The organism is Nocardia sp. CDC519, from assembly GCF_059509835.1.
Window position 1 is genome coordinate 1,466,711 of sequence record NZ_CM183377.1, and the last position, 19,292, is coordinate 1,486,002.

General features: G+C 67.9%; 21 protein-coding genes and 1 riboswitch. Of the genes, 12 read left to right on the forward strand and 9 right to left on the reverse strand.

Annotated elements, in window-relative coordinates; genetic code table 11:
- Positions 1 to 345: 345 nt before the first annotated feature.
- Together AC5W7N_RS06555 and AC5W7N_RS06560 are read right to left on the reverse strand one after the other, a co-directional pair.
- Positions 346 to 1,125 (reverse strand): site-2 protease family protein, encoded by a 780-nt coding sequence (locus AC5W7N_RS06555; protein ID WP_495923408.1) that lies wholly within the window; start codon positions 1,123 to 1,125, stop codon positions 346 to 348.
- On the reverse strand, positions 1,122 to 1,781 hold the full coding sequence (locus tag AC5W7N_RS06560; RefSeq protein ID WP_495923409.1) for a hypothetical protein: 660 nt from the start codon (positions 1,779 to 1,781) through the stop codon (positions 1,122 to 1,124). Before AC5W7N_RS06560 ends, AC5W7N_RS06555 begins: the two co-directional genes overlap by 4 nt.
- A 325-nt stretch (positions 1,782 to 2,106) precedes the next feature.
- Between AC5W7N_RS06560 and AC5W7N_RS06565 the strand changes: the two genes are divergently transcribed.
- Both AC5W7N_RS06565 and AC5W7N_RS06570 read left to right on the forward strand, forming a co-directional pair.
- Positions 2,107 to 3,399, forward strand: coding sequence for an adenylosuccinate synthase (locus tag AC5W7N_RS06565; RefSeq protein WP_163817162.1), 1,293 nt, complete (start codon positions 2,107 to 2,109; stop codon positions 3,397 to 3,399).
- A 269-nt stretch (positions 3,400 to 3,668) separates the two neighbouring features.
- Positions 3,669 to 6,269 (forward strand): helix-turn-helix transcriptional regulator, encoded by a 2,601-nt coding sequence (locus AC5W7N_RS06570; protein WP_163817164.1) that lies wholly within the window; start codon positions 3,669 to 3,671, stop codon positions 6,267 to 6,269.
- Between the two features lie 52 nt (positions 6,270 to 6,321).
- Here the strand turns inward: AC5W7N_RS06570 and AC5W7N_RS06575 are convergent, their stop codons facing one another.
- The gene (locus AC5W7N_RS06575; protein WP_163817166.1) at positions 6,322 to 6,717 is read right to left on the reverse strand and encodes a RidA family protein; all 396 of its coding nucleotides are present in this window, start codon (positions 6,715 to 6,717) and stop codon (positions 6,322 to 6,324) included.
- 101 nt (positions 6,718 to 6,818) lie between these two features.
- On the opposite strand from AC5W7N_RS06575, the gene AC5W7N_RS06580 reads away from it, so the two are divergent.
- On the forward strand, positions 6,819 to 7,226 hold the full coding sequence (locus AC5W7N_RS06580) for a MarR family winged helix-turn-helix transcriptional regulator (RefSeq protein WP_163817168.1): 408 nt from the start codon (positions 6,819 to 6,821) through the stop codon (positions 7,224 to 7,226).
- Positions 7,227 to 7,337: 111 nt separating this feature from the next.
- Here the strand turns inward: AC5W7N_RS06580 and AC5W7N_RS06585 are convergent, their stop codons facing one another.
- Positions 7,338 to 7,901 (reverse strand): methylated-DNA--[protein]-cysteine S-methyltransferase, encoded by a 564-nt coding sequence (locus AC5W7N_RS06585; RefSeq protein WP_195020205.1) that lies wholly within the window; start codon positions 7,899 to 7,901, stop codon positions 7,338 to 7,340.
- An 85-nt stretch (positions 7,902 to 7,986) separates the two neighbouring features.
- Positions 7,987 to 8,247, reverse strand: a complete 261-nt coding sequence (locus AC5W7N_RS06590) for a hypothetical protein (RefSeq protein ID WP_194989479.1) — start codon at positions 8,245 to 8,247, stop codon at positions 7,987 to 7,989.
- A 61-nt stretch (positions 8,248 to 8,308) separates the two neighbouring features.
- On the opposite strand from AC5W7N_RS06590, the gene yczR reads away from it, so the two are divergent.
- Complete coding sequence (gene yczR, locus AC5W7N_RS06595) at positions 8,309 to 9,796, forward strand: MocR-like transcription factor YczR (protein ID WP_490724390.1); 1,488 nt, start codon at positions 8,309 to 8,311, stop codon at positions 9,794 to 9,796.
- Between the two features lie 154 nt (positions 9,797 to 9,950).
- Here yczR and AC5W7N_RS06600 read toward each other — a convergent pair whose 3' ends face one another.
- Positions 9,951 to 11,045, reverse strand: coding sequence for a CaiB/BaiF CoA transferase family protein (locus AC5W7N_RS06600; RefSeq protein WP_195020204.1), 1,095 nt, complete (start codon positions 11,043 to 11,045; stop codon positions 9,951 to 9,953).
- A 276-nt stretch (positions 11,046 to 11,321) separates the two neighbouring features.
- Between AC5W7N_RS06600 and AC5W7N_RS06605 the strand changes: the two genes are divergently transcribed.
- Both AC5W7N_RS06605 and AC5W7N_RS06610 read left to right on the forward strand, forming a co-directional pair.
- Entirely contained in the window at positions 11,322 to 11,804 is a 483-nt protein-coding gene (locus AC5W7N_RS06605) for a DUF456 domain-containing protein (RefSeq protein WP_490724391.1), read from the forward strand.
- A gap of 146 nt (positions 11,805 to 11,950) precedes the next feature.
- Entirely contained in the window at positions 11,951 to 12,274 is a 324-nt protein-coding gene (locus AC5W7N_RS06610; RefSeq protein ID WP_490724392.1) for a hypothetical protein, read from the forward strand.
- Between the two features lie 184 nt (positions 12,275 to 12,458).
- Here AC5W7N_RS06610 and AC5W7N_RS06615 read toward each other — a convergent pair whose 3' ends face one another.
- Positions 12,459 to 12,755, reverse strand: coding sequence for a hypothetical protein (locus tag AC5W7N_RS06615; RefSeq protein WP_495923410.1), 297 nt, complete (start codon positions 12,753 to 12,755; stop codon positions 12,459 to 12,461).
- A gap of 22 nt (positions 12,756 to 12,777) precedes the next feature.
- Here AC5W7N_RS06615 and AC5W7N_RS06620 point away from each other — a divergent pair, with 22 nt between their 5' ends.
- Positions 12,778 to 13,275, forward strand: a complete 498-nt coding sequence (locus tag AC5W7N_RS06620) for a C40 family peptidase (RefSeq protein ID WP_490724393.1) — start codon at positions 12,778 to 12,780, stop codon at positions 13,273 to 13,275.
- Positions 13,276 to 13,281: 6 nt separating this feature from the next.
- On the opposite strand, the gene AC5W7N_RS06625 is transcribed toward AC5W7N_RS06620, so the two are convergent.
- Together AC5W7N_RS06625 and AC5W7N_RS06630 are read right to left on the reverse strand one after the other, a co-directional pair.
- Complete coding sequence (locus tag AC5W7N_RS06625) at positions 13,282 to 14,151, reverse strand: amidohydrolase family protein (RefSeq protein ID WP_490724394.1); 870 nt, start codon at positions 14,149 to 14,151, stop codon at positions 13,282 to 13,284.
- Between the two features lie 54 nt (positions 14,152 to 14,205).
- The gene (locus AC5W7N_RS06630; protein ID WP_163817503.1) at positions 14,206 to 15,597 is read right to left on the reverse strand and encodes an FAD-dependent oxidoreductase; all 1,392 of its coding nucleotides are present in this window, start codon (positions 15,595 to 15,597) and stop codon (positions 14,206 to 14,208) included.
- A 165-nt stretch (positions 15,598 to 15,762) separates the two neighbouring features.
- On the opposite strand from AC5W7N_RS06630, the gene AC5W7N_RS06635 reads away from it, so the two are divergent.
- The 5 genes from AC5W7N_RS06635 to AC5W7N_RS06655 all read left to right on the forward strand — a co-directional run bounded on the left by AC5W7N_RS06635 (position 15,763) and on the right by AC5W7N_RS06655 (position 19,286).
- A complete protein-coding gene (locus tag AC5W7N_RS06635) occupies positions 15,763 to 16,233 on the forward strand; it encodes an Rv0361 family membrane protein (protein WP_163817505.1) in 471 nt (156 codons plus the stop codon).
- A 65-nt stretch (positions 16,234 to 16,298) separates the two neighbouring features.
- Positions 16,299 to 16,413: riboswitch (SAM riboswitch) on the forward strand.
- A gap of 19 nt (positions 16,414 to 16,432) precedes the next feature.
- Entirely contained in the window at positions 16,433 to 16,849 is a 417-nt protein-coding gene (locus AC5W7N_RS06640; RefSeq protein ID WP_163817507.1) for a rhodanese-like domain-containing protein, read from the forward strand.
- Positions 16,846 to 18,060, forward strand: coding sequence for an O-succinylhomoserine sulfhydrylase (locus AC5W7N_RS06645; protein ID WP_195006845.1), 1,215 nt, complete (start codon positions 16,846 to 16,848; stop codon positions 18,058 to 18,060). The genes AC5W7N_RS06640 and AC5W7N_RS06645 overlap by 4 nt, the downstream gene beginning before the upstream one ends.
- Before the next feature lie 114 nt (positions 18,061 to 18,174).
- The gene (locus AC5W7N_RS06650) at positions 18,175 to 18,813 is read left to right on the forward strand and encodes a DJ-1/PfpI family protein (protein ID WP_195020198.1); all 639 of its coding nucleotides are present in this window, start codon (positions 18,175 to 18,177) and stop codon (positions 18,811 to 18,813) included.
- Complete coding sequence (locus tag AC5W7N_RS06655) at positions 18,810 to 19,286, forward strand: MarR family winged helix-turn-helix transcriptional regulator (RefSeq protein WP_163817513.1); 477 nt, start codon at positions 18,810 to 18,812, stop codon at positions 19,284 to 19,286. The genes AC5W7N_RS06650 and AC5W7N_RS06655 overlap by 4 nt, the downstream gene beginning before the upstream one ends.
- The last annotated feature ends 6 nt before the right edge of the window (positions 19,287 to 19,292 follow it).

The window sequence follows — 19,292 nt, forward strand, 5'->3', positions numbered from 1 at the left end:
GGCCCCGCAACACCCCGGTCCGGCCGCTGACCTGCGTCGAACCGGTGCCGGCGAACCGACTACTCGACCCGCCGTTGGTGTGCCCGCGGCGCCTGCGTGCGGCGCGGGACGGTACCGCCGCCGCGCGAGCGATCTTCGCGTAGTCCGCTACTCGGGCGAGGCCGTCCGCCGCTCCCTACGGTGAGAACCGACCGAGCCGACGAGGGGTGGCGCGGTCGCCTACTTCGCCGCACACCGCGACGCGCAACCGGCCATTGTTGGTGTGGTGACCGGTGCGCTGGGGCCGCGGTGCGCCGGCGAAGACCAGGGCCGTCCGGTCCATCGACCGGGCGGCCCTGCGTCGTCTCAGGTCCAGAACCGGGTGAGATAACCGCCCCAGCGCGACCACAGCGACGGCACCCCGGACAGCTCGTAGAGCGCGTACACCGCGTCGAAGAACACCTGGTTGATCGCCGGAGTGAACAGCAGCGCGAACAGGATCAGCATCCCGAACGGCTTGAACTGGTCGAGTGCGCGGCGGGTCTGATAACTCAGCGACGGCTCCAGGAGCCCGTACCCGTCCAGCCCGGGAATCGGTATCAGATTCAGCAGCGCCGCCGTCACCTGGAGAAACGCCAGGAAGCTCAGCCCGAACCAGAACGCGGCATGTTCCTCGGCGCTGCCGAACAACCGGACCACGATCAGCAGCAGCGCCGCGCACGCCACGTTCACCGCGGGTCCGGCACCGCTGATGATGCGCTGGATCCGGGTGGAGAAATTGTGCGCGTGCACATAGACCGCGCCGCCCGGCAGCCCGATACCGCCGAGTGCGATGAACACGATCGGCAACACGATCGACAGCAGCGGATGGCTGTACTTCAACGGATTCAGGGTCAGATAGCCGCGCAGCTCCACCTCGCGGTCACCGGCTCGCCACGCCACATACGCGTGCGCGAATTCGTGCAGGCACAGGCTGACGATCCAGCCGAACACCACCAGCAGGAACACGCCCGCCTTGGCCCGCACCGAGTCCAGATCGGCGTCCCAGGCCAGCGCCCCGCCCAGCACCGTGATCGCGACGACCAGCAGAAAGATTGGGCTCGGCCGCACCGCACCGGAGCGGCGGGCCTGGGCGGGAAAACTCATCGGACCAGCAGCCAGGATTCGTGATGGCGGTAGAAGGTCGATCGCGGCACGGTGCGTTCGCCGGCGATGCCGTCCCGGGTGACACGGGCCCCCGGAGTGCCGAGCTGTGCGGCGCGGCCGCTGACCCATCGTCGTTTCCGCACGCCGCGCTGGACAGTGGCGCGCACGCCGGGCAATTCCAGCGTCGGCGAGACGAGCATGGCGGCGACCTTGCCGGAGAACAACAGCGTGTCGTCGACGTACGCTTCGCCCTCGAGCTTTTCACCCCCGACACCCACCAGCGTCGCGCGCCCGACCAGTACCGTTCCGGTGTCGTCACGGATCAGCGGCACCTCGGCGGCGCGGCCCTCCAGCGCGCGTTTGGCGGCCGCGTTGCCGGTGCCTGTCTCATAGGCGCGGGAGCCATAGGTCTTGTCGACCGGGACGTAGCCGACCTCCACATTCAACCGCTCGGTGCGCATCAGATGGGTGAGCACCGCGGCCAGCGCGGCGTCGTCACCGAGCACGATCAACCGGGGCAGGCTGTCGGCGGCGAGCACCGGAAGCAGTTCATCGATCTCGCCGGTATCGGGAATCGCATCGGTCTGGGTGGTCGGCTGGGAGGCGAGGGCAATCGGTACCGGTGCGCCGTCGCAACGGAGAACGTGGGTACTCAAACTGCCGTACACCCTCCTCGAATCCGGCCGACTCCCGTCGGTCGTCCTACCCGTTCACCCGGACGACTGTCAGTCCGCTAGCAGCAACCATAGCTGTGTTTGATGTGCGCCGCCTGCGGCCGTGTTCGTTTTGCGTCGGCCGTTGTTTGTGGTTGCGGCCTGTCCGGGGAGAGAGCGCGACCTGGGTCGGAAGAGGCGCGCGGTGCGTGGCCCGACTGGGCCGCCACGGGGGGTCGACTAGACTGTGCTTCCGGCCACCGCCTCGATACGGGCAGGTAGCTGCAACACACACGGTGTTGCGCGTCGAACCGTAGGAGACACGACCATGCCGGCAATCGTCCTCATCGGCGCCCAGTGGGGCGACGAGGGCAAGGGCAAAGCTACCGATCTACTCGGTGGGCGCGTGCAATGGGTGGTTCGGTACCAGGGCGGCAACAACGCCGGCCACACCGTGGTGCTGCCCAACGGTGACAACTTCGCACTGCATCTGATCCCGTCCGGCATCCTCACCCCCGGCGTCACCAACGTCATCGGCAACGGTGTCGTGATCGACCCCGGCGTGCTGCTCGACGAGCTCGCCGGCCTCGAGCAGCGTGACGTCGACACCTCCGGCCTGCTGGTCTCGGCCGACGCGCACCTGATCATGCCGTACCACGTGGCCATCGATAAGGTCACCGAACGCTTCCTCGGCAACAACAAGATCGGCACCACCGGCCGTGGTATCGGCCCCTGCTACCAGGACAAGGTCGCCCGCGTCGGCGTCCGGGTCGCCGACGTGCTCGACGAGAAGATCCTCACCCAGAAGGTGGAGGCCGCCCTCGAGTTCAAGAACCAGGTGCTGGTCAAGATCTACAACCGCCGCGCGCTGGAACCGCAGCAGGTGGTCGACGAGGTGCTCGAGCAGGCCGAGCGCTTCAAGCACCGCATCAGCGACACCCGGCTGAAGCTCAATCAGGCGCTCGAGCGTGGCGAGACGGTGCTGCTGGAAGGCTCGCAGGGCACCCTGCTCGACGTCGACCACGGCACCTACCCGTACGTCACCTCGTCCAACCCGACCTCCGGCGGCGCGGCCGTCGGCGCGGGCATCGGGCCGAACAAGATCAGCACTGTGCTCGGCATCCTCAAGTGCTACACCACCCGCGTCGGATCGGGCCCGTTCCCGACCGAGCTGTTCGACGAGTCCGGCGCCTACCTGGCCAAGACCGGCGGCGAGGTCGGCGTGACCACCGGCCGGGCTCGCCGCTGCGGCTGGTTCGACGCCGTGATCGCCCGCTACGCCACCCGCGTCAACGGCATCACCGACTACTTCCTCACCAAGCTCGACGTGCTGTCCAGCCTGGAGACGGTGCCGATCTGCGTGGCCTACGACGTCGACGGTGAACGAGTCGAGCAGATGCCGACCACCCAGACCGAGTTCCACCACGCCAAGCCCATTTACGAGGAAATGCCGGGCTGGTGGGAAGACATCTCGCACGCCAGGACCTTCGAAGACCTGCCCGCCAACGCCCAGGCCTACGTGCGGCGGCTCGAGGAACTGTCCGGGGCGCGCATGTCCTGCATCGGCGTCGGCCCCGGCCGCGATCAGACGATCGTCCGCCACGACGTACTGGCGCCTTAGCCCGCACCCGAACAGCGGCAGACGCCGTGCTCGGCGCCCGCACCGGCTGGGACCAGAAGTCATCGGTCGGAAACCGTCCGCATCCGATACAACGCCCGGTCAGCCTGCGTTTTCGAGCGAAGCGAGACCGAGCCCCAAAGTTCGCGGCCCGTCTCGCGTCTCAGCGATCGCTGCGCACGCCGAAGGCAAGCAACGGTCACTGAGCCGCGAGACATCCAGGGGCCGCGAACCGCGGCGCCGCAGGCGGCGCAAAAAGATACAGTATGTGAATGGCTCGGAACTGGCCGATGATCGAACGCGCGACCGAATTCGAGGCGATTCGCTCCGCGCTCACCGGTGACGGCCCGGTCGGCGCGGTGCTCACCGGAGACGCGGGCGTCGGCAAGACCACCCTGGCCAGACAGGCCACGGCGGCGGTGGGCGGCAATGTGCGCTGGGTGGCGGGCACCGAGTCGGCGCGCAGCATCCCGCTCGGCGTGTTCGCCCATATGGTCGGGGTGTACACCGCGCACGATCCGGTGACGTTCATGTCGGCCGCACGCGAGGCGCTGCTCGCCGACGGGCCGATCATCATCGGCGTCGACGACGCCCATCTGCTCGATCAACTGTCGGCGACGTTGTTGTTGCAGTTGGCGATCGACCGCGCCGCCCGCATCGTCGCGACCGTGCGCAGCGGAGTCCAGGTGCCCGATGCGGTCACCTCACTGTGGAAGGACGGCCATCTGCTGCGCATCGACCTGAACCCGTTCAGCCAGCGGCAGAGCGTGGATCTGGTGGAGTCGATGCTCGGCGGTCAGCTCGAGGGCTTCACCGCGAATCTGATGTGGGAATCCTCCGGCGGCAATGCGCTGTTCCTGCGGCACCTGGTCGAAGGTGCGCTGGAAGCCGGTTCGTTGCGTCAGGTCAACGGGGTCTGGCAGTTGCGCGGACGCGCCGCGGTCACCTCGGAACTGGCGGCGCTGCTGGAGGATCGGGTCGAACAACTGCCCGAGCCGGTGCTGCGGGTGCTGGAGCTGCTCACCTTCTGCGAGCCCATCGACCTCGAGGTGATGGCCGAATTGGCCGGTGAGGAGGCGGTGGAGGCGGCCGAGAACCGCGGTGTCATCCGGGTGGTGGAGAACTCGCACGAACTGGTCGTGCGCTACAACCATCCGCTGTTCGGTGAGGTCATCCGGCGCAGGCTGGGAATCGCTTCGGCGCGGCGCCTGCGCGGACGGTTGTATTCGGCGTTGAGCGAGCGGCCGATCAACTCCGCCGCCGACCGGATCCGGCTGGCCGAACTGGCCCTGGACAGCGATAAATCCGCCGATCTGGAACTGTTCGAAGCCGCGGCCGCCGATGCGATCGGTCTGGCGAATCTGCCCCTGGGCGAACGGTTCGCGCGGGCGGCGGTGGAACGTCGCGGCGGCGTGGAGTCGGCGGATCTGCTGGCGCGGGCGCTGCTGTGGCAGGGCCATCGCATCGAGGCCGAACGCACTCTGGCCAGCTTCGATCCGGACCAGCTCAACGAGGTGCAGCTGGCGCGCTGGGGCAGCACCCGGGTGTCGAATCTGTTGTGGGCCATGGGTGATGCCGACCGTGCCGATGAGGTGCTCGCGTTGGTGCGTTCCAAGGTGAGTCATCCGAAGATCGCGGCGATTCTCACCGGTTTGGCCTCGGCGTGCGCGGTGAACGAGAACCGCATCGACGACGCGTTCGACGACGCCGAGTCGGTGATGAACACCGAGGATGCCCCGCCCTGGGCGGTGTGGTGGGCCTCCTTCGGCGGCGGCCTGGCGCTGGCGCTGATGGGCCGCGGTGAGGCCGCAAGGCAGTACGCCCAGCGCGGGCACGAGGTCGAATCGCATATCGACGGGCTCAACCGCTTCATGTCCACCCATGCCGAGGTGCTCGCGCTCACCTTCACCGGTGACATGGAAGGCGCGCGTCGCTGCGCCACCGCCTATTTCGGCTACTCGGCGCCGGGGCAGTATCTGGCCTGGGGGATGTCGAAGATCTTGCAGGGCACCGTCGATGTGGCGCAGGGCCGGTTCCCGGACGGTATCGAACATCTCGAGCAGGCGTTGGCCGCCTTGACCACCGAAGGCGCTGCGGCATGGATGTTTCCGGCGCGATTGCGGCTGGCCGAGGCGTATTCGGCGCTCGGCCGGGCCGGTGACGCCGCCGAGGCCATCGCGGGGGCGACCGAGCGCGGCGGCAGGCACAGCGCCGTCTACGAACCGCAGCTCGAGATCGCCAAGGCGTGGCTGGCCGGCGCCGAGGGCACGATCACGCCCGCCATCCGCATCGCCGTGAACGCCGCTGACGCCGCCGCCCGCGCCCATCAGCACGCCATCGAGGCCATGGCATTGCACACCGCGGCCCGCTTCGGTGAGCACTCGGTGGCGGGCAGGCTCGCCGATCTCGCCGCCAAGGTCGACGGCGGGCTGGTGCAGGTGCAGGCCCGTCACGCCGTCGCCCTGGCCGCTCACGATGGGCCGGGACTCGATGCCGCCGCAGCGGAATTCGAGCGTATCGGTGCGATGTTGTCGGCCGCCGATGCGGCCGCGCAAGCCGCCTCGGCTCATGAACGTGCGGGTGACCGCCGCCGTCTGCTGGAATCGGCGGCCGCCGCGAACCGGCTCGCCGCGGCGTGCGGTGGCGCGAGCACGCCCGCGCTTCGGCAAGCGGCGCAACCACTTCCGCTCACCGCCCGGGAACGCGAGATCGCGAACCTGGTGGCCGCGGGTCTGACGAACCGCCAGATCGCGGACCGGCTCACGGTTTCGGTGCGAACGGTGGAGGGCCACCTGTATCGGGCGTGCATCAAAATGGATGTGACGGACCGGGAGTCGCTGGCCGCCTTGCTGCGCGGGGAGACCTCGGGCTGACGTCTCGACGGATGTCGGACCTGCGTTTCCTTCCGGGAAGGTGGATCGAGAGTCAGCGAGCGAGGGCGGTGACTTCGACTTCGATCTGCCAGTCGGGCTGAGCGAGGGAAGACACTTCGAGCAAGGTGTCGGCGGGGTAGGGCTCACTGAGGAATTCGCCGCGGAGCTGAATGATCTTGTCGAGGTTGGCGGCCATATCGGTGACGAAGATGCCGACCTTCACCACGTCTGCGAGGTCGGCCCCCGCCTCGGCCAGGACTCGCTTGATATTGGCGAAGGCCTGCCGCCCTTGGGTCAGGAAGTCGTCCGAGACGGTGCGCCCCTGCTCGTCGATGCCCGCCTGCCCGGAGACGAACAGCAGGCCGTTGGCCGCGATTGCCTGCGAGATCTTGTACGGCGCGTACCAATCGGGTGTGGTCGCGATCTTCTCGATGCGCTGTGCGGTCATGGCCACTTCCTTCCATAGGTTGCATGTACATGCAATAAATGTAAGTGCATGCAGATGTTGTCACTGCATGTACTCTGATGTCAACCGGGAAGGCGGTAATCGTGGACGAAGCGATCTGGGATCAGCTGGTGGCGCTGCACGGCAGGGTGAACCAGCGGCTGGCCAAGGAGATGCAGCGACGCCACGGCATCGGGCTGTCGGAGTACCAGTCCCTGTGCCGGCTGGCGCAGGCCGAGAATGGCGAGCTGCGTATGCAAGAGTTGGCTGAGCTGATCGGCCTCAACCAGAGCTCGGTCAGCCGTCTGGTCGCCCGCTTGGAATCGGGGGGTCTCACCCGTCGCGATCTATGCCCCAAGGACCGCCGCGGCGTGTACACGGTGATCACCGAAGAGGGCCGGGCGATGCAGCAGAGGGCCGAGCCGACCTACCGGGACGCACTGGCCGAGGCGCTGGACGAGGCATCCGCTGATGCCCGGCTGAGCGAATTCGTCGCCAAGCTCCGCGCGTGATCGCGGATCGGGCCGACATCGGATGCCGGGCCTCCTGGCGGCAGACGTCCCGCAAGGTGCGCCCCGGCAAAGAACCCCACGATGAGCTCGGCGGCGGGGCTCCATCAACGCTCAAAAGAGGGTCGGTTCGCCGATCCCTGGCGTCCGTTCGATCTGGAGCAACCGCTGTTTGGTGCCGATGCCGCCCGGTGCGGAGAATCCGTGCAGGCCGTGATCGGCGGCGAGGACCCGGTGGCAGGGGATGATCAGCGGAATCGGATTGCGGCCGAGGGCTTGGCCGACGGCCTGGGCCGCGCCCGCCGCACCGACCCGTTCGGCCACCTCGCCGTAGCTGAGGGTGTGTCCGGGGTCGATATCGCGAGTGATGTCGTACACCGACCGATGGAATTGCGGGATGGTGCTGGTGTCCAGGGGGATCCAGCGCAGGTCGTCCAGCTCGCCGTCGAGGTGGGCTCGAATGCCTGCGATGGCGTCGGCGATCGCTGCGCCCGGTTCGGATTCGGTCACCGCACCGAATTCCGGGCTCTCCCGCATGATCCGCGCGCGAGTGGCCTCCCGGCTCGCCTCGGGTAGCTGAAATCGCACGACCGCGCCGCCGCGCCACGCGATCGCACAGGTACCGATCGCCGTATCGAACAGTGCCGCCGTCACCGGCGCGCCGACTGCTGCGTTCATAGCCGACAGTCTGCCCGGTACCACCGACAAGTGCGGTCAGAGCAGTCCAGTGGGAAAAACTGGACTGCTCCGTTCGTCGAGTCGATCACGTCGACGGCTCAGCGCGACCCCGCCGACGCCCCGGGGCGTCATCGTCGCTCGGGTCCTCGTCCTCGCGGCGGGCATACACCGCGGCGATGTCCCGGAACAAGCGCTGTTCATCGTAGTGCGAGACCGGCAGGTTGCTGAGCGGATCCCGCGGTCGCAGCCGATCCACCTGCCAACCCTCCTCGGTGTGGCGAGGCGCGTAGTAGTAGCCGAGCAGGCTGAAGGTCACGATGACGGCGAGGGTGACGAACAGGGTCATTCGCCCAGCGTGCGCCAACTGGCCTTGCCGATAAAGAGCCACTACCGCCATACTGGCCTGTATGGCGACACGTGTGATCGGTGCGGCGGGCCTGGCTCGCGACCTCGGCAGCTGGCGCGACCCGGAACCCGACGGGGCCGCGCGCAAACCCGCGCGCCCCGCCTACCTCGCATTGGCCGAAGGGATCCGGCTGCTCATCCACGACGGACGCGCGCCACTCGGCATCGCCCTGCCCAGCGAACGCGACCTCGCCGCCACCCTCGGCGTCAGCCGTACCACTATCACCTCCACCTACTCGCTGCTGCGCGAACACGGATACCTGATCACCCGGCAGGGCTCGCGCAGCACGGTCGCGCTGCCGCCCAGCATCCAGCACGACGGCAGCCGCCCGGCCAAGGGCATCCTCGCCATGATGGCCGGTTCCGACCAGCCGACCGTCGACCTCACCTACGCCGCCATGACCGCGCCCCCGGAGATGGAGCAGGCGTACACCACTGCGCTGCAAGGCATTCCGTCCTACCTCGGTACGCACGGTATGGATCCGGTCGGCGTGCTGGCGCTGCGGGAGGCCGTGGCGCGCCGCTATACCGAGCGTGGCCTGCCCACCGACCCGGATCAAATCCTGGTCACCCTCGGCGCCCAGCACGGCCTGCGGCTGCTGCTCAACGTGCTCGCTCCGCCGGCCGCGCGGGTGCTGATCGATCACCCCACCTACCCCAATGCCATCGAAGCCATCCGCGATGTCGGCGCCCGCCCGGTGCCGGTGCCGCTGCGCCCGGATTCGGGCTGGGATCTCGACGGAATCCGCAGCGCCGCCCGGCAGACCGCAGCCTCGCTGGCCTATCTCGTGCCGGATTTCAACAATCCGACCGGGCTGCTCATGCCGGCCGAGGACCGCGCCGAGCTCGCCGCTATCGCCAGGGAGACCAGGATGTCGATCATCGTCGACGAATCCATGGCCGATCTCGCGCTCACCGACGACGTGCCACCCCCGCCGACCGCGGCGTTCGCTCGCGGCACCGAGATCATCACCATCGGTTCGGCCTCGAAGTCGTTCTGGGGCGGTCTGCGCGTCGGCTGGATTCGCGCGGGCCAGTCCCTGATCACCCGCCTGCTCGGCATCCGCGCCACCGTCGACCTGGGCACCCCGGTGATGGATCAGCTGGCCACCACCTATCTGCTCGAACACGCCGACACCATCCTGGCCCGGCGCCGCACCCAACTGCGCGACCAGCGGGCCGCGCTGCTGGATGCCCTGGCCGAGCACCTGCCGGAGTGGCATGTCGCCCCCGGTGCGGGCGGAATGTCGCTGTGGGCACAGCTGCCCGCCCCGGTCTCCACCGCCTTGGCGGCCACCGCCCCGAACCACGGCGTCCTGCTCGCCGCCGGCCCGCGCTTCGGCGTGCAGGGCGCCTTCGAACGGTTCCTGCGCCTGCCCTTCACCCACCCCGAGGCCGACCTCCGCCGCGCCGCCGAATCCATCGCCCGCGCCTATGAAACCTTGAGTCCGCGTGCGGCAGAACCACTCCAGCCGCTGACCTGCTACTGAGGGTGCGCGCCGCCGACGGGCGATACCCGGCACCGGGACGGGGCCGCATACCGACGCGGGAGCCGGGGCCGATGTCGGAGGCCGGTATCGGTCCGGCCCTGACACGCCGAACGGCCGGGATTCCCAGAATCCCGGCCGTTCAGTGGTTTTCGGGTCAGTCCGCCCACACCGATTCGATCGGCGTCGCCGTGGTCGGCGGCGGGGTGGGGGTGGGGTTCGGGGTGCGCGAGAAGCGCGGGGCGGGGGCGTGCTGGGTGATGTTCTCCAGGTCGAGCAGGGCTTCCCGGGCCACGATGTGCTCGTTCTCGGTGGCTTCGGAGAAGGTCAGCACCGGGGTGACGCAGGCGTCGGTGCCGATGAAGATCTCGGTCCACTCGTCGCGGGTCTTGGTGCGGAAGCGTTCGGCGAACAGCTTCTTCAGGGTGTCCTGGCCGGCCGGGTCGATCTGATAGGGCAGGCCCTCGGGATCGATACCGAGCCCGGCGAGCAGCTGCGCGTAGAACTGCGGCTCGATCGCGCCGACGGCCATGTACTTGCCGTCCGCGGTCTCGTAGGTGTCGTAGAAGGACATGCCGGTGTCGAGCAGGTTCACCCCGCGCTCCTCCGACCAGGCGCCGGAACCGCGCATACCCCAGATCATGTGCGAAAGGGCAAGGGCGCCATCGACCATCGCGGCGTCGATGACCTGCCCCTTGCCGGAGGTCTGCCGTTCCACCAGCGCGGCGAGGATGCCGAACACCAGGAACATCGAGCCGCCGCCGAAATCGCCGACCATGTTCAGCGGTGGCACCGGACGCTCGCCCTTGCGGCCGATGGCGTGCAGCACGCCGGTGAGGCTGATGTAGTTGATGTCGTGGCCCGCGCGGTCGGCCATCGGGCCGAACTGGCCCCAGCCGGTCATCCGGCCGTACACCAGGCGCGGATTGCGGGCCAGCACCGCGTCGGGGCCGAGGCCCATGCGTTCGGTGACGCCGGGACGGAAACCCTCGATCAGCACGTCGGCCTTGTCGAGCAGTCCGAGCACCTTCTCGACATCGGCCGGATCCTTGAGATTGGCCTCCACGATGGTGCGGCCGCGCAGCTGCGGGCGGTCGAATCCGCCGGGCAATTGACCCGCCCGCTGCACGCGCACCACGTCGGCGCCGAGATCGGCCAGCAGCAGTGCGGCGTGCGGACCTGGGCCGATGCCGGCCAGTTCGATAACCCGGATGCCCGCGAGCGGGCCCTGCGTGGTGGATGGAGTGCTCACGCCCTACCTCGGTTCGTCGTCGAATCCTGCGCACCGGGGGCCGGTGCTCGTCACCGGGAGCCGCCCGGAGACGTATTGACAGTACGACAATAACTCGGCCCGCTGTGACCCGTACCTCCATGCTGCACGACCTGGCCCGATAGGACAGAATCCGGACATAAGGTTCGCCCGGCGACCGGGCGGTACGCGGCTGCGTGCTTCGGTCGGACGGCGCGAGCGCATCAGGACGGGCCGGTGCTGTCGAGGCCGCCGCGCCGACAACGGAGGGACTGGTCAGTGAGCGTGTGGGGCGAGATCGTCGTCGGCCTGGTGATCGTGGTCGGCCTGCTCGGCATCGTCATCCCCATCCTGCCCGGCGTCATCCTGATCTTCGCCGCCATCGCCGTCTGGGCCTTCCTCACCGGTGGCGCGACCGCCTGGGCCGTCTTCGCCATAACCACTGTGCTGCTGGTGATCTCGGGCGTCACCAAATACACCTGGCCCGGCCGGAAACTGAAGGAAGCAGGCGTACCCAACCGCTCCCTCTACCTCGGCGCCATCCTCGGCATCATCGGTTTCTTCGTCATTCCGGTCGTCGGCCTGTTCGTGGGATTCATTGCCGGCGTGTACATCTCCGAACTCCAGCGGGTCCGCGGTCAACGCCTGGCCTGGCAGTCCACGTGGCATGCGGTGAAGGGCGTTGGCCTGTCGATTCTGGTGGAACTGCTCGGAGCATTGCTGGCAGCGGGGGTCTGGCTGGCGGCCGCGATCGTCGTCTAGGCCGGAGACGGCGACGGCTGCCGTGCCCGCCGCCGCTGTTGGCGGCGCGCAAGGGATTCGAAAGGGTTCGGCAAGGTGCGGGCGGTTGTCTTGGCGGCATCAGGTGTGCTGCCGGAGGGCGGTGCGATGGCTCGGGAGGAACCTCCGTGTTCGATTGGTATGTCTGGATGCTCGTGTTCAGCGGCACGCTCATGCTGGTGATGGCTGCTGTGAAGGCCGGGCAGAGTGAGGCCTCGCGGTGGCTCAATGGGGCGTTCGGGGCGGGATTCCTCGCCTACGCCGGGTATCTGGCGTTCGTGTTCGAGGGTGGCAGCTATCTGATCTTCTTCCAGGCGTTCATCCTTCCGGTGCTGATGGTGGTGAACTTCGTTCGGACGACGGACTGGAAAGCGCTCACCACCAGGCCGACGCCGACGCAGCAAGCGTGGCGGGCCTACCAGAAGGAGCAGGAGCGGCTCGCGAGGCGGTGAGCGGCCCCGGGTGGCTTGCGGGCGACGACCCGGCGTTCACGGCTCAGATTTTTCGAATAATCAGATGTAATTAACTCGTGATAACGGTTCGTTATTGCTTCGTTATACGGCAGAGGTGTGTTCCGCTGTACTCGTCATGCCGATGACTGAAAGATCGACGCTCGGATCGACTGGACCGAACAGATCACCGTGACGTTTTTCGAATCAATTCGAAGGCCGTGGTGAACAACGCTCGTCCGCCATCGGCCTCGATGTGAGCATCGGAGGACCGCATCATGGCATCATCTGACGACGACGTTCGATATTCTCGCCGGTTGCGCCGGGTATTGCTGCTGGCACTCGGGTCGGCCGCGGCGGTGGCGCTGCTACCGGCCACCGGCTCGGCGACGGCGCAACCGCTGGTAGTTCCAGGAATCGGCACATTCGAAACTCCGTTGGACACCGTGCCGGACAGCTTCACGGCTCCGAAAATCGACAACATTCCGGCACATGAAATTCCCCAGGTGAAAATAGGTGAAATTCCGGCCATCGTGCCCGCGAGGGCCGAGCTCATGCCGGTGCGGGTCGAGCCGATCGACCTCACCATCCCACCGCTACCGTTCGCCCTACCGCAGCTCCCGGGCGTGCAGCCACCAGCACCCGCGTCCGTCCCCGAGCAGACCCGTGGCGAGGCCGCGATCGCCGCCGCCCGCAGCAAGCTCGGCGCGACCTACGTCCCCGGCGCGACCGGGCCCCATTCCTTCGACTGCTCCGGATTGGTGCAGTGGTCCTACCGCCATGCGGGCGTCGACCTACCGCGTACCAGCCATCAGCAGCTGGCCGCCGGAACTCCCGTCTCGCGCAACGATCTACGCCCCGGCGACCTGGTGTCGTTCTATGGTGGCGGGCACTCGGCGCTGTACTCCGGCGGCGGCAAGGTCATTCACGCCGCGACGTCCGGCGAAGGCGTCGTCGAATCCGATATGGCGGCAATGCCATTCGCCGGCGCCCGCCGATACTGACCGATCTCACTCCACGATCGGCAGCGGAACCGTATCCGTCGCTCCTGATTTCGGCAGCTCCGCGCGCGGAATAGGCATGGTAGGCGCGGGCGGGGCGTGCAAGGGAAGTGTCGGATCGGGGTCGGCGATCGGCCGCTGGACCGGCGGCAGCCGGTAGAAGGCGCGGGCGTTGTCTTCGAGCACTTTGTGCATATCGGTGCCGACCACGTCGCAGATCAGGTCGACATCCGAGTCTTCGAACGGCCTGCCCGCACGGGTGCCCGGAAGGTCGGTGCCGAACATCAGGGCTTCCGGGTTCACCGCGTGAATGCGGCGCAGCGCGGCGGCGACCTCCATGTCGACGCGGCCGAACCCGGTGGCCTTCACCCTGGCGCCGCGGTCGACCAGATCCAGCAGGAACGGCAGTCCTTCCTCGGACATGCCCATGTGGTCGACCGACAGGGCGGGCAGCTTCAACACCACCGGTTGCAGCGAGGCCAGCATCTGACCGTCGATATAGACCTCGACATGCCAGCCCGCGAGCTCGTAGGCGCGCACCGCCTGCAATGTCATGGCGGCGATGTCGGCGGCGGCACGCTTGAGGTTGAACCGCAGCGCCCGCACCCCGACCTTGTCCAGCTCGACGATCTCCTCGTCACCCGCGTCCAGCGGCAGCCGGGTGACGCCGACCCAGCCCTCGCCGAGTTCGGCCAGCGCCGCCCGCAGATAGCTCTGATCGCTGCCCTGGAAGGACGCGCTGACCACGGCCCCACCGGTGATGTCGAAGCGCGACATACGCTTTCGATAGTCATCGATGGTGTAGGGCTCCGGCAGGTAGCCCTCATTCTCGATCAGCGGAAACCGCGGATCGATGATGTGGACATGGGCATCGAACACGTGTACAGCATGCCTCAGCGTCGGATTTCGCGCCTCCCCGATCCCGGGGAGCGGTCAGACTTTGTGCGGCTCGCTGGCGCGCAGCATGTCCTCGCGTTCCACGACCTTGACGCGCTCGCGGCCTTCGGGTTCGCCGAGGGCCCGCTCGTGGGCGTCGAGGCGGTACCAGCCGTCCCAGGTGGTGAACGGGATGCCCTTGCCCTCGAGGAACTCGATCACCGCTTCGGGCTCGGGGCGTTCGGCGGGGGTGAAGTCCTTGCTGTCGTCGAGCAGGCAGGCCACGGTCTCGTTGGCGTCGCCCTTGGTGTGGCCGATGAGGCCGACCGGGCCGCGCTTGATCCAGCCGGTGACGTAGGTGGCGGGCATGTAGCGCGCCTTGCCGTCGGCGTCTTCGTCGGCCAGCACGCGGCCGGCCTCGTTGGGCACCACGCCGGCCTGATCGTCGAAGGGCAGGTTGGTGATGTTCTGCGACAGGTAGCCGACGGCGCGGTAGACCGCCTGCACATCCCAGGTCTTGTACTCGCCGGTGCCCTTGACGTTGCCGGTGCCGTCGAGCTGGGTGCGCTCGGTCTTGAGGCCGACGACCTTGCCGTTCTCGTCGCCGAGCACCTCGGCGGGCGACTCGAAGAAGTGCAGGTAGAGCCGGTGCGGGCGGTTGCCCTGATCGCGGATGGCCCACTGCTCGAGGGTGTTGGCGACCATGTCGACCTGCTTGGAGTGGCGGCGCGCGGCCTCGGAGCCCTCGTCGTAGTCGATGTCCTCGGGATCGACGATGACCTCGATGGTCGGCGAATGATCCAGTTCGCGCAGCTCCAGCGGGGTGAACTTGGCCTGCGCCGGGCCGCGACGCCCGAAGACGTGCACCTCGACGGCCTTGTTCTCCTTGAGGCCCTTGTAGACGTTCGGCGGGATCTCCGTGGGCAGCAGTTCGTCGCCGGTCTTGGCCAGCACGCGCGCGATGTCCAGCGCGACGTTGCCGACACCGAGGACGGCGACCTTCTCCGCATCCAGCGGCCAGGTGCGCGGCACATCCGGGTGGCCGTCGTACCAGGAGACGAAGTCGGCGGCGCCGTAGGAGCCGTCCAGGTCGATACCGGGGATCGGCAGGGCGCGGTCGGCGTTGGCGCCGGTGGAGAAGATCACCGCGTCGTAGTAGACCCGCAGGTCGTCGAGGGTGATGTCGGAGCCGTAATCGATATTGCCGAGCAGGCGAACCTGCGGCTTGTCGAGCACCTTGTGCAGGGCGGTGATGATGCCCTTGATGCGCGGGTGGTCGGGGGCGACGCCGTAGCGGATCAGGCCGAACGGCGCCGGCATGCGCTCATAGAGGTCGATGGACACATCCGCATCCGACTTCATCAACGCGTCGGCGGCGTAGATACCGGCCGGTCCGGCACCCACGATCGCGATGCGGAGCGGGCGTGCAGCTGCGGTCTGTTCGGTCATCGTTTACGCGCACCTTATTGGTCGAGACAGTTAATGGGCGTCGGTGTTTAGCTTAGGCTAACTTGACGCACGGCTGGATTTCACCTGCACGGCACCGGCCGCGATCCCGCCGATTCTATCGGGGGCCTCGCGAGTGGCCTCGGGGGACCAAGGGATCATCAGCTCATGAGCGATCAGCAGCCAGATCCGGGCGCGGCCCGGCGCGAACCGGGCGACGAGCCCGAATCCGGCGATTCGACCCGGTCGATGGCGCCGTTCATCATCGCCGCGGTGATCGCGGCGCTCGTGCTCGCCGTCATCGTCATCGCCGAGCTGGTCTCGCCGGTTGAGAAAAATGTCACAGAGGCCGACCGGGTAGCCGCCGCGGTGCGTGACTTCGGTGAGGTGAGTTCGCGCTACGGCCTGCTTCCGCCGGAGGAGGCGGTGTGCCCGGACTTCGATCCGAAGCGCTCGCCGATGGCGGGCAGGCTGGACGAAGGCGAGACCGGAAAAGCCGTAGAAATCACGAAACTCGAGGATCTGAAGGTCGAGGGCGACCGCGCGACCGCCACCGTCACCAGCAAGGTCGATGGCGCCGAGGCAGCCGGGAACTGGACCCTGAAACGGGTCGACAACACCTGGCTGGTCTGCCACTGAACCCCAGCGCAAGGCCCTGATCGGGGGTTTGACAGGGCAACCCCCGGCCAGGCAATCTCATTTCAGGTCATGAGTGCCAGCGTCAAGCCCCGGCTTGCTGGCCGGCAACCCTCCTCCGCGGTGGGGTGCTCCGGGTGACGACCTGGCGCGCATCGAAGCCAGATGCGGCAAGTGCGGATTCTCGAGGAAGGTGCCACACATGACTTATGCCGGCGACATCACTCCGAAACAGGCGTGGGAGATATTGCGCGACGATCCCCGGGCGGTTCTGGTGGACGTGCGGACCGAGGCCGAATGGAAATTCGTCGGCATCCCCGACACCAGCGCCATCGACCGGCAGACCGTGCTGATCGAATGGGTCGACGGCACCGGCGCGCGTAATCCCGAGTTCGCCCAGCAGCTGCGCACCATCCTCGACGGGCGTGACCCGGATGCCCCGGTGGTGTTCCTGTGTCGCTCCGGCCAGCGTTCGGCGCATGCCGCCAGCCTGGCGACCAGCGCGGGCATCGAGCCGTCGTACAACGTCAGCGAGGGGTTCGAGGGCCCGCTCGACGAGTTCGGTCACCGCGGTAGCGCCGGCTGGCGTGCCGACGGCCTGCCCTGGCGGCAGTCGTGATCACCGGCGGTGCGTTCGACCGGCCGCTGCCGGAGGGCGTCGGTCCGGCCACCCTCGGCGTGCGCGGCGGCCTGCGGCGCTCTGGGTTCGAGGAGACCTCCGAAGCGCTCTACCTGACCTCGGGCTTCGTCTACGAGAGTGCGGAGGCGGCCGAGGCGGCGTTCACCGGTGACGTCGAGCATTTCGTCTACTCCCGCTACGGCAATCCGACGGTCGCCACCTTCGAGGAGCGGATGCGGCTGATCGACGGCGCCGAAGCGTGCTTCGCCACCGCCAGCGGCATGGCAGCGGTCTTCACCGCGCTGGGCGCGCTGCTCGGTGCGGGTGACCGGCTGGTGGCCGCGCGCAGTCTGTTCGGTTCGTGTTTCGTGGTGTGCAACGAGATTCTGCCGCGCTGGGGCGTGGAGACGGTGTTCGTCGACGGCGAGGATCTCGACCAGTGGGAGCAGGCGCTGTCGGTGCCGACCACCGCGGTGTTCTTCGAGACCCCTGCCAACCCGATGCAGACCCTGGTCGACGTGCGCCGGGTGAGCGAGCTGGCCCATGCGGCGGGCGCGAAAGTGGTGCTGGACAACGTCTTCGCTACGCCCCTGCTGCAACGCGGCTTCGAGCTCGGTGCCGATGTGGTGGTGTATTCGGGCACCAAGCACATCGACGGGCAGGGCCGGGTGCTCGGCGGTGCGATCCTCGGTTCCGCGGATTACATCGGCGGGCCGGTCAAGAATCTGATGCGCCACACCGGCCCCGCGCTCAGCCCGTTCAACGCCTGGACGCTGCTCAAGGGCCTGGAGACGATGCCGCTGCGGGTGAAGCATTCGACCGAATCCGCCCTGCGGATCGCGCGGTTCCTGGAGGGCAACGACGCTGTCAGCTGGGTGAAATACCCGTTCCTGGAATCGCATCCGCAATACGACCTGGCCGCGAGTCAGATGAGCGGCGGCGGCACCGTTGTCACCTTCGAGTTGAAGGCGCCCGAGCACGAGGCGAAGAAGCGCGCCTTCGAGGTGCTGAACCGGCTGCGCATCGTCGACCTGTCCAACAACCTGGGTGATGCGAAGACCCTGATCACCCATCCGGCCACCACAACCCATCGCGCGATGGGGCCGGAGGGACGCGCCACCATCGGGCTCAGCGACGGTGTCGTGCGCATCTCGGTGGGGCTAGAGGATGTGGAGGATCTGCTCGGCGATCTGGAGCACGCGCTGAGCTGAGTTCGCTCGCCGCGGCGTCCGTACGCTGCGGAAAGGGCCGGTGCCCGGTGGTGCCGGCCCTTTTTCACATCCGAGGTATTGACAGCATCCTGTCAAACATGACAGCATACTGTCATGACCACGAAGACAGTGCACGTAGCCGTTTACGATCTGCTCGCCGACTGGGAAGTGGGTGCGGCGATCGCGCAGATCAACCACAACGTGGGTTTGCAGCGCGAACCCGGTAGCTTTCAGGTCCGCACTGTCGCGCCGATGGGCGAGACCGTGACCACCATGGGCGGGATGCGCATCGTGCCGGATCTGGCGCTGGCCGAACTCGACGCCGCCGACAGTGCGCTGCTGATCCTGCCGGGATCGGAACTGTGGGACCGCGGCGGACTCAGTGGTTTCGCCTACGCGGCGCGGAAGTTCCTCGAAGCGGGCGTTCCGGTCGCCGCCATCTGCGGTGCCACCTTCGGCCTCGCCAAAGAGGGCCTGCTCGATGAGCGCCGGCACACCAGCGGCGCCGCCGAATACCTCGCCGCGAGCGGATATGCCGGGGCGGCCAACTATGTCGACGCGCCCGCGGTCACCGATGGTGACCTGATCACCGCGGGCCCCTCCGCGCCATGGGAATTCGCCCGGGAGATCTTCGCCAGGCTCGACCTGTTCGAGCCGCAGGTGCTCGATGCCTGGTACCGGCTGTTCGCCAAGAGCGATGCGTCCGCGTACCCCGTGCTGGCCGAGTGGGAGGCCAAGGCGGCGGCCTCGTGAGTGTCGATTCCGGCCGGTCTGTCGCCGCCCATGCCGAGCAGGATCTGTTCAGTACCGCGGCGATCACCACATTCCGCTTGAACGGCCAATTCCTCGCCATCGCCGAGGAATTGGCCGCCCCGGCCGGGATGACGGCGGCCTGGTGGCAGGTGCTCGGCGCCGTGCTGCGCGGGCCGCAGTCGGTCGCCGGCATCGCCCGCGCCATGGGCATCACCCGCCAGAGCGTGCAGCGCATCGCGGACCTGCTGGTCGACAAGGGGCTGGCCGAGTACCGCCCCAATCCGGCGCACCGGCGCGCCAAGCTGGTGGCGGTCACCGAATCCGGCCGCGCGGCGATCGCCCTGATCCGTCCGCACCATGCGGTGATGGCCCAGCGGTTGGCCGACGAACTCGGCCCCGATTTCGCGCCGACCGTTGCCGCGTTGGTGCGCCTCAGTGCGGCGCTCGACGTCATCGGCACACCGCGCGAATAGGCGGGC

Bases quoted from the DNA above. Each gene is read 5' to 3' on its own strand.
- AC5W7N_RS06640 (WP_163817507.1), top strand. From the start codon at position 16,433: ATGACTTATGCCGGCGACATCACTCCGAAACAGGCGTGGGAGATATTG.
- AC5W7N_RS06575 (WP_163817166.1), bottom strand. From the start codon at position 6,717: ATGACCGCACAGCGCATCGAGAAGATCGCGACCACACCCGATTGGTAC.
- AC5W7N_RS06635 (WP_163817505.1), top strand. From the start codon at position 15,763: ATGAGCGATCAGCAGCCAGATCCGGGCGCGGCCCGGCGCGAACCGGGC.
- AC5W7N_RS06565 (WP_163817162.1), top strand. From the start codon at position 2,107: ATGCCGGCAATCGTCCTCATCGGCGCCCAGTGGGGCGACGAGGGCAAG.
- yczR (WP_490724390.1), top strand. From the start codon at position 8,309: ATGGCGACACGTGTGATCGGTGCGGCGGGCCTGGCTCGCGACCTCGGC.
- AC5W7N_RS06650 (WP_195020198.1), top strand. From the start codon at position 18,175: ATGACCACGAAGACAGTGCACGTAGCCGTTTACGATCTGCTCGCCGAC.
- AC5W7N_RS06555 (WP_495923408.1), bottom strand. From the start codon at position 1,125: ATGAGTTTTCCCGCCCAGGCCCGCCGCTCCGGTGCGGTGCGGCCGAGC.
- AC5W7N_RS06590 (WP_194989479.1), bottom strand. From the start codon at position 8,247: ATGACCCTGTTCGTCACCCTCGCCGTCATCGTGACCTTCAGCCTGCTC.
- AC5W7N_RS06570 (WP_163817164.1), top strand. From the start codon at position 3,669: ATGGCTCGGAACTGGCCGATGATCGAACGCGCGACCGAATTCGAGGCG.
- AC5W7N_RS06630 (WP_163817503.1), bottom strand. From the start codon at position 15,597: ATGACCGAACAGACCGCAGCTGCACGCCCGCTCCGCATCGCGATCGTG.
- AC5W7N_RS06615 (WP_495923410.1), bottom strand. From the start codon at position 12,755: ATGTTGTCGATTTTCGGAGCCGTGAAGCTGTCCGGCACGGTGTCCAAC.
- AC5W7N_RS06585 (WP_195020205.1), bottom strand. From the start codon at position 7,901: ATGAACGCAGCAGTCGGCGCGCCGGTGACGGCGGCACTGTTCGATACG.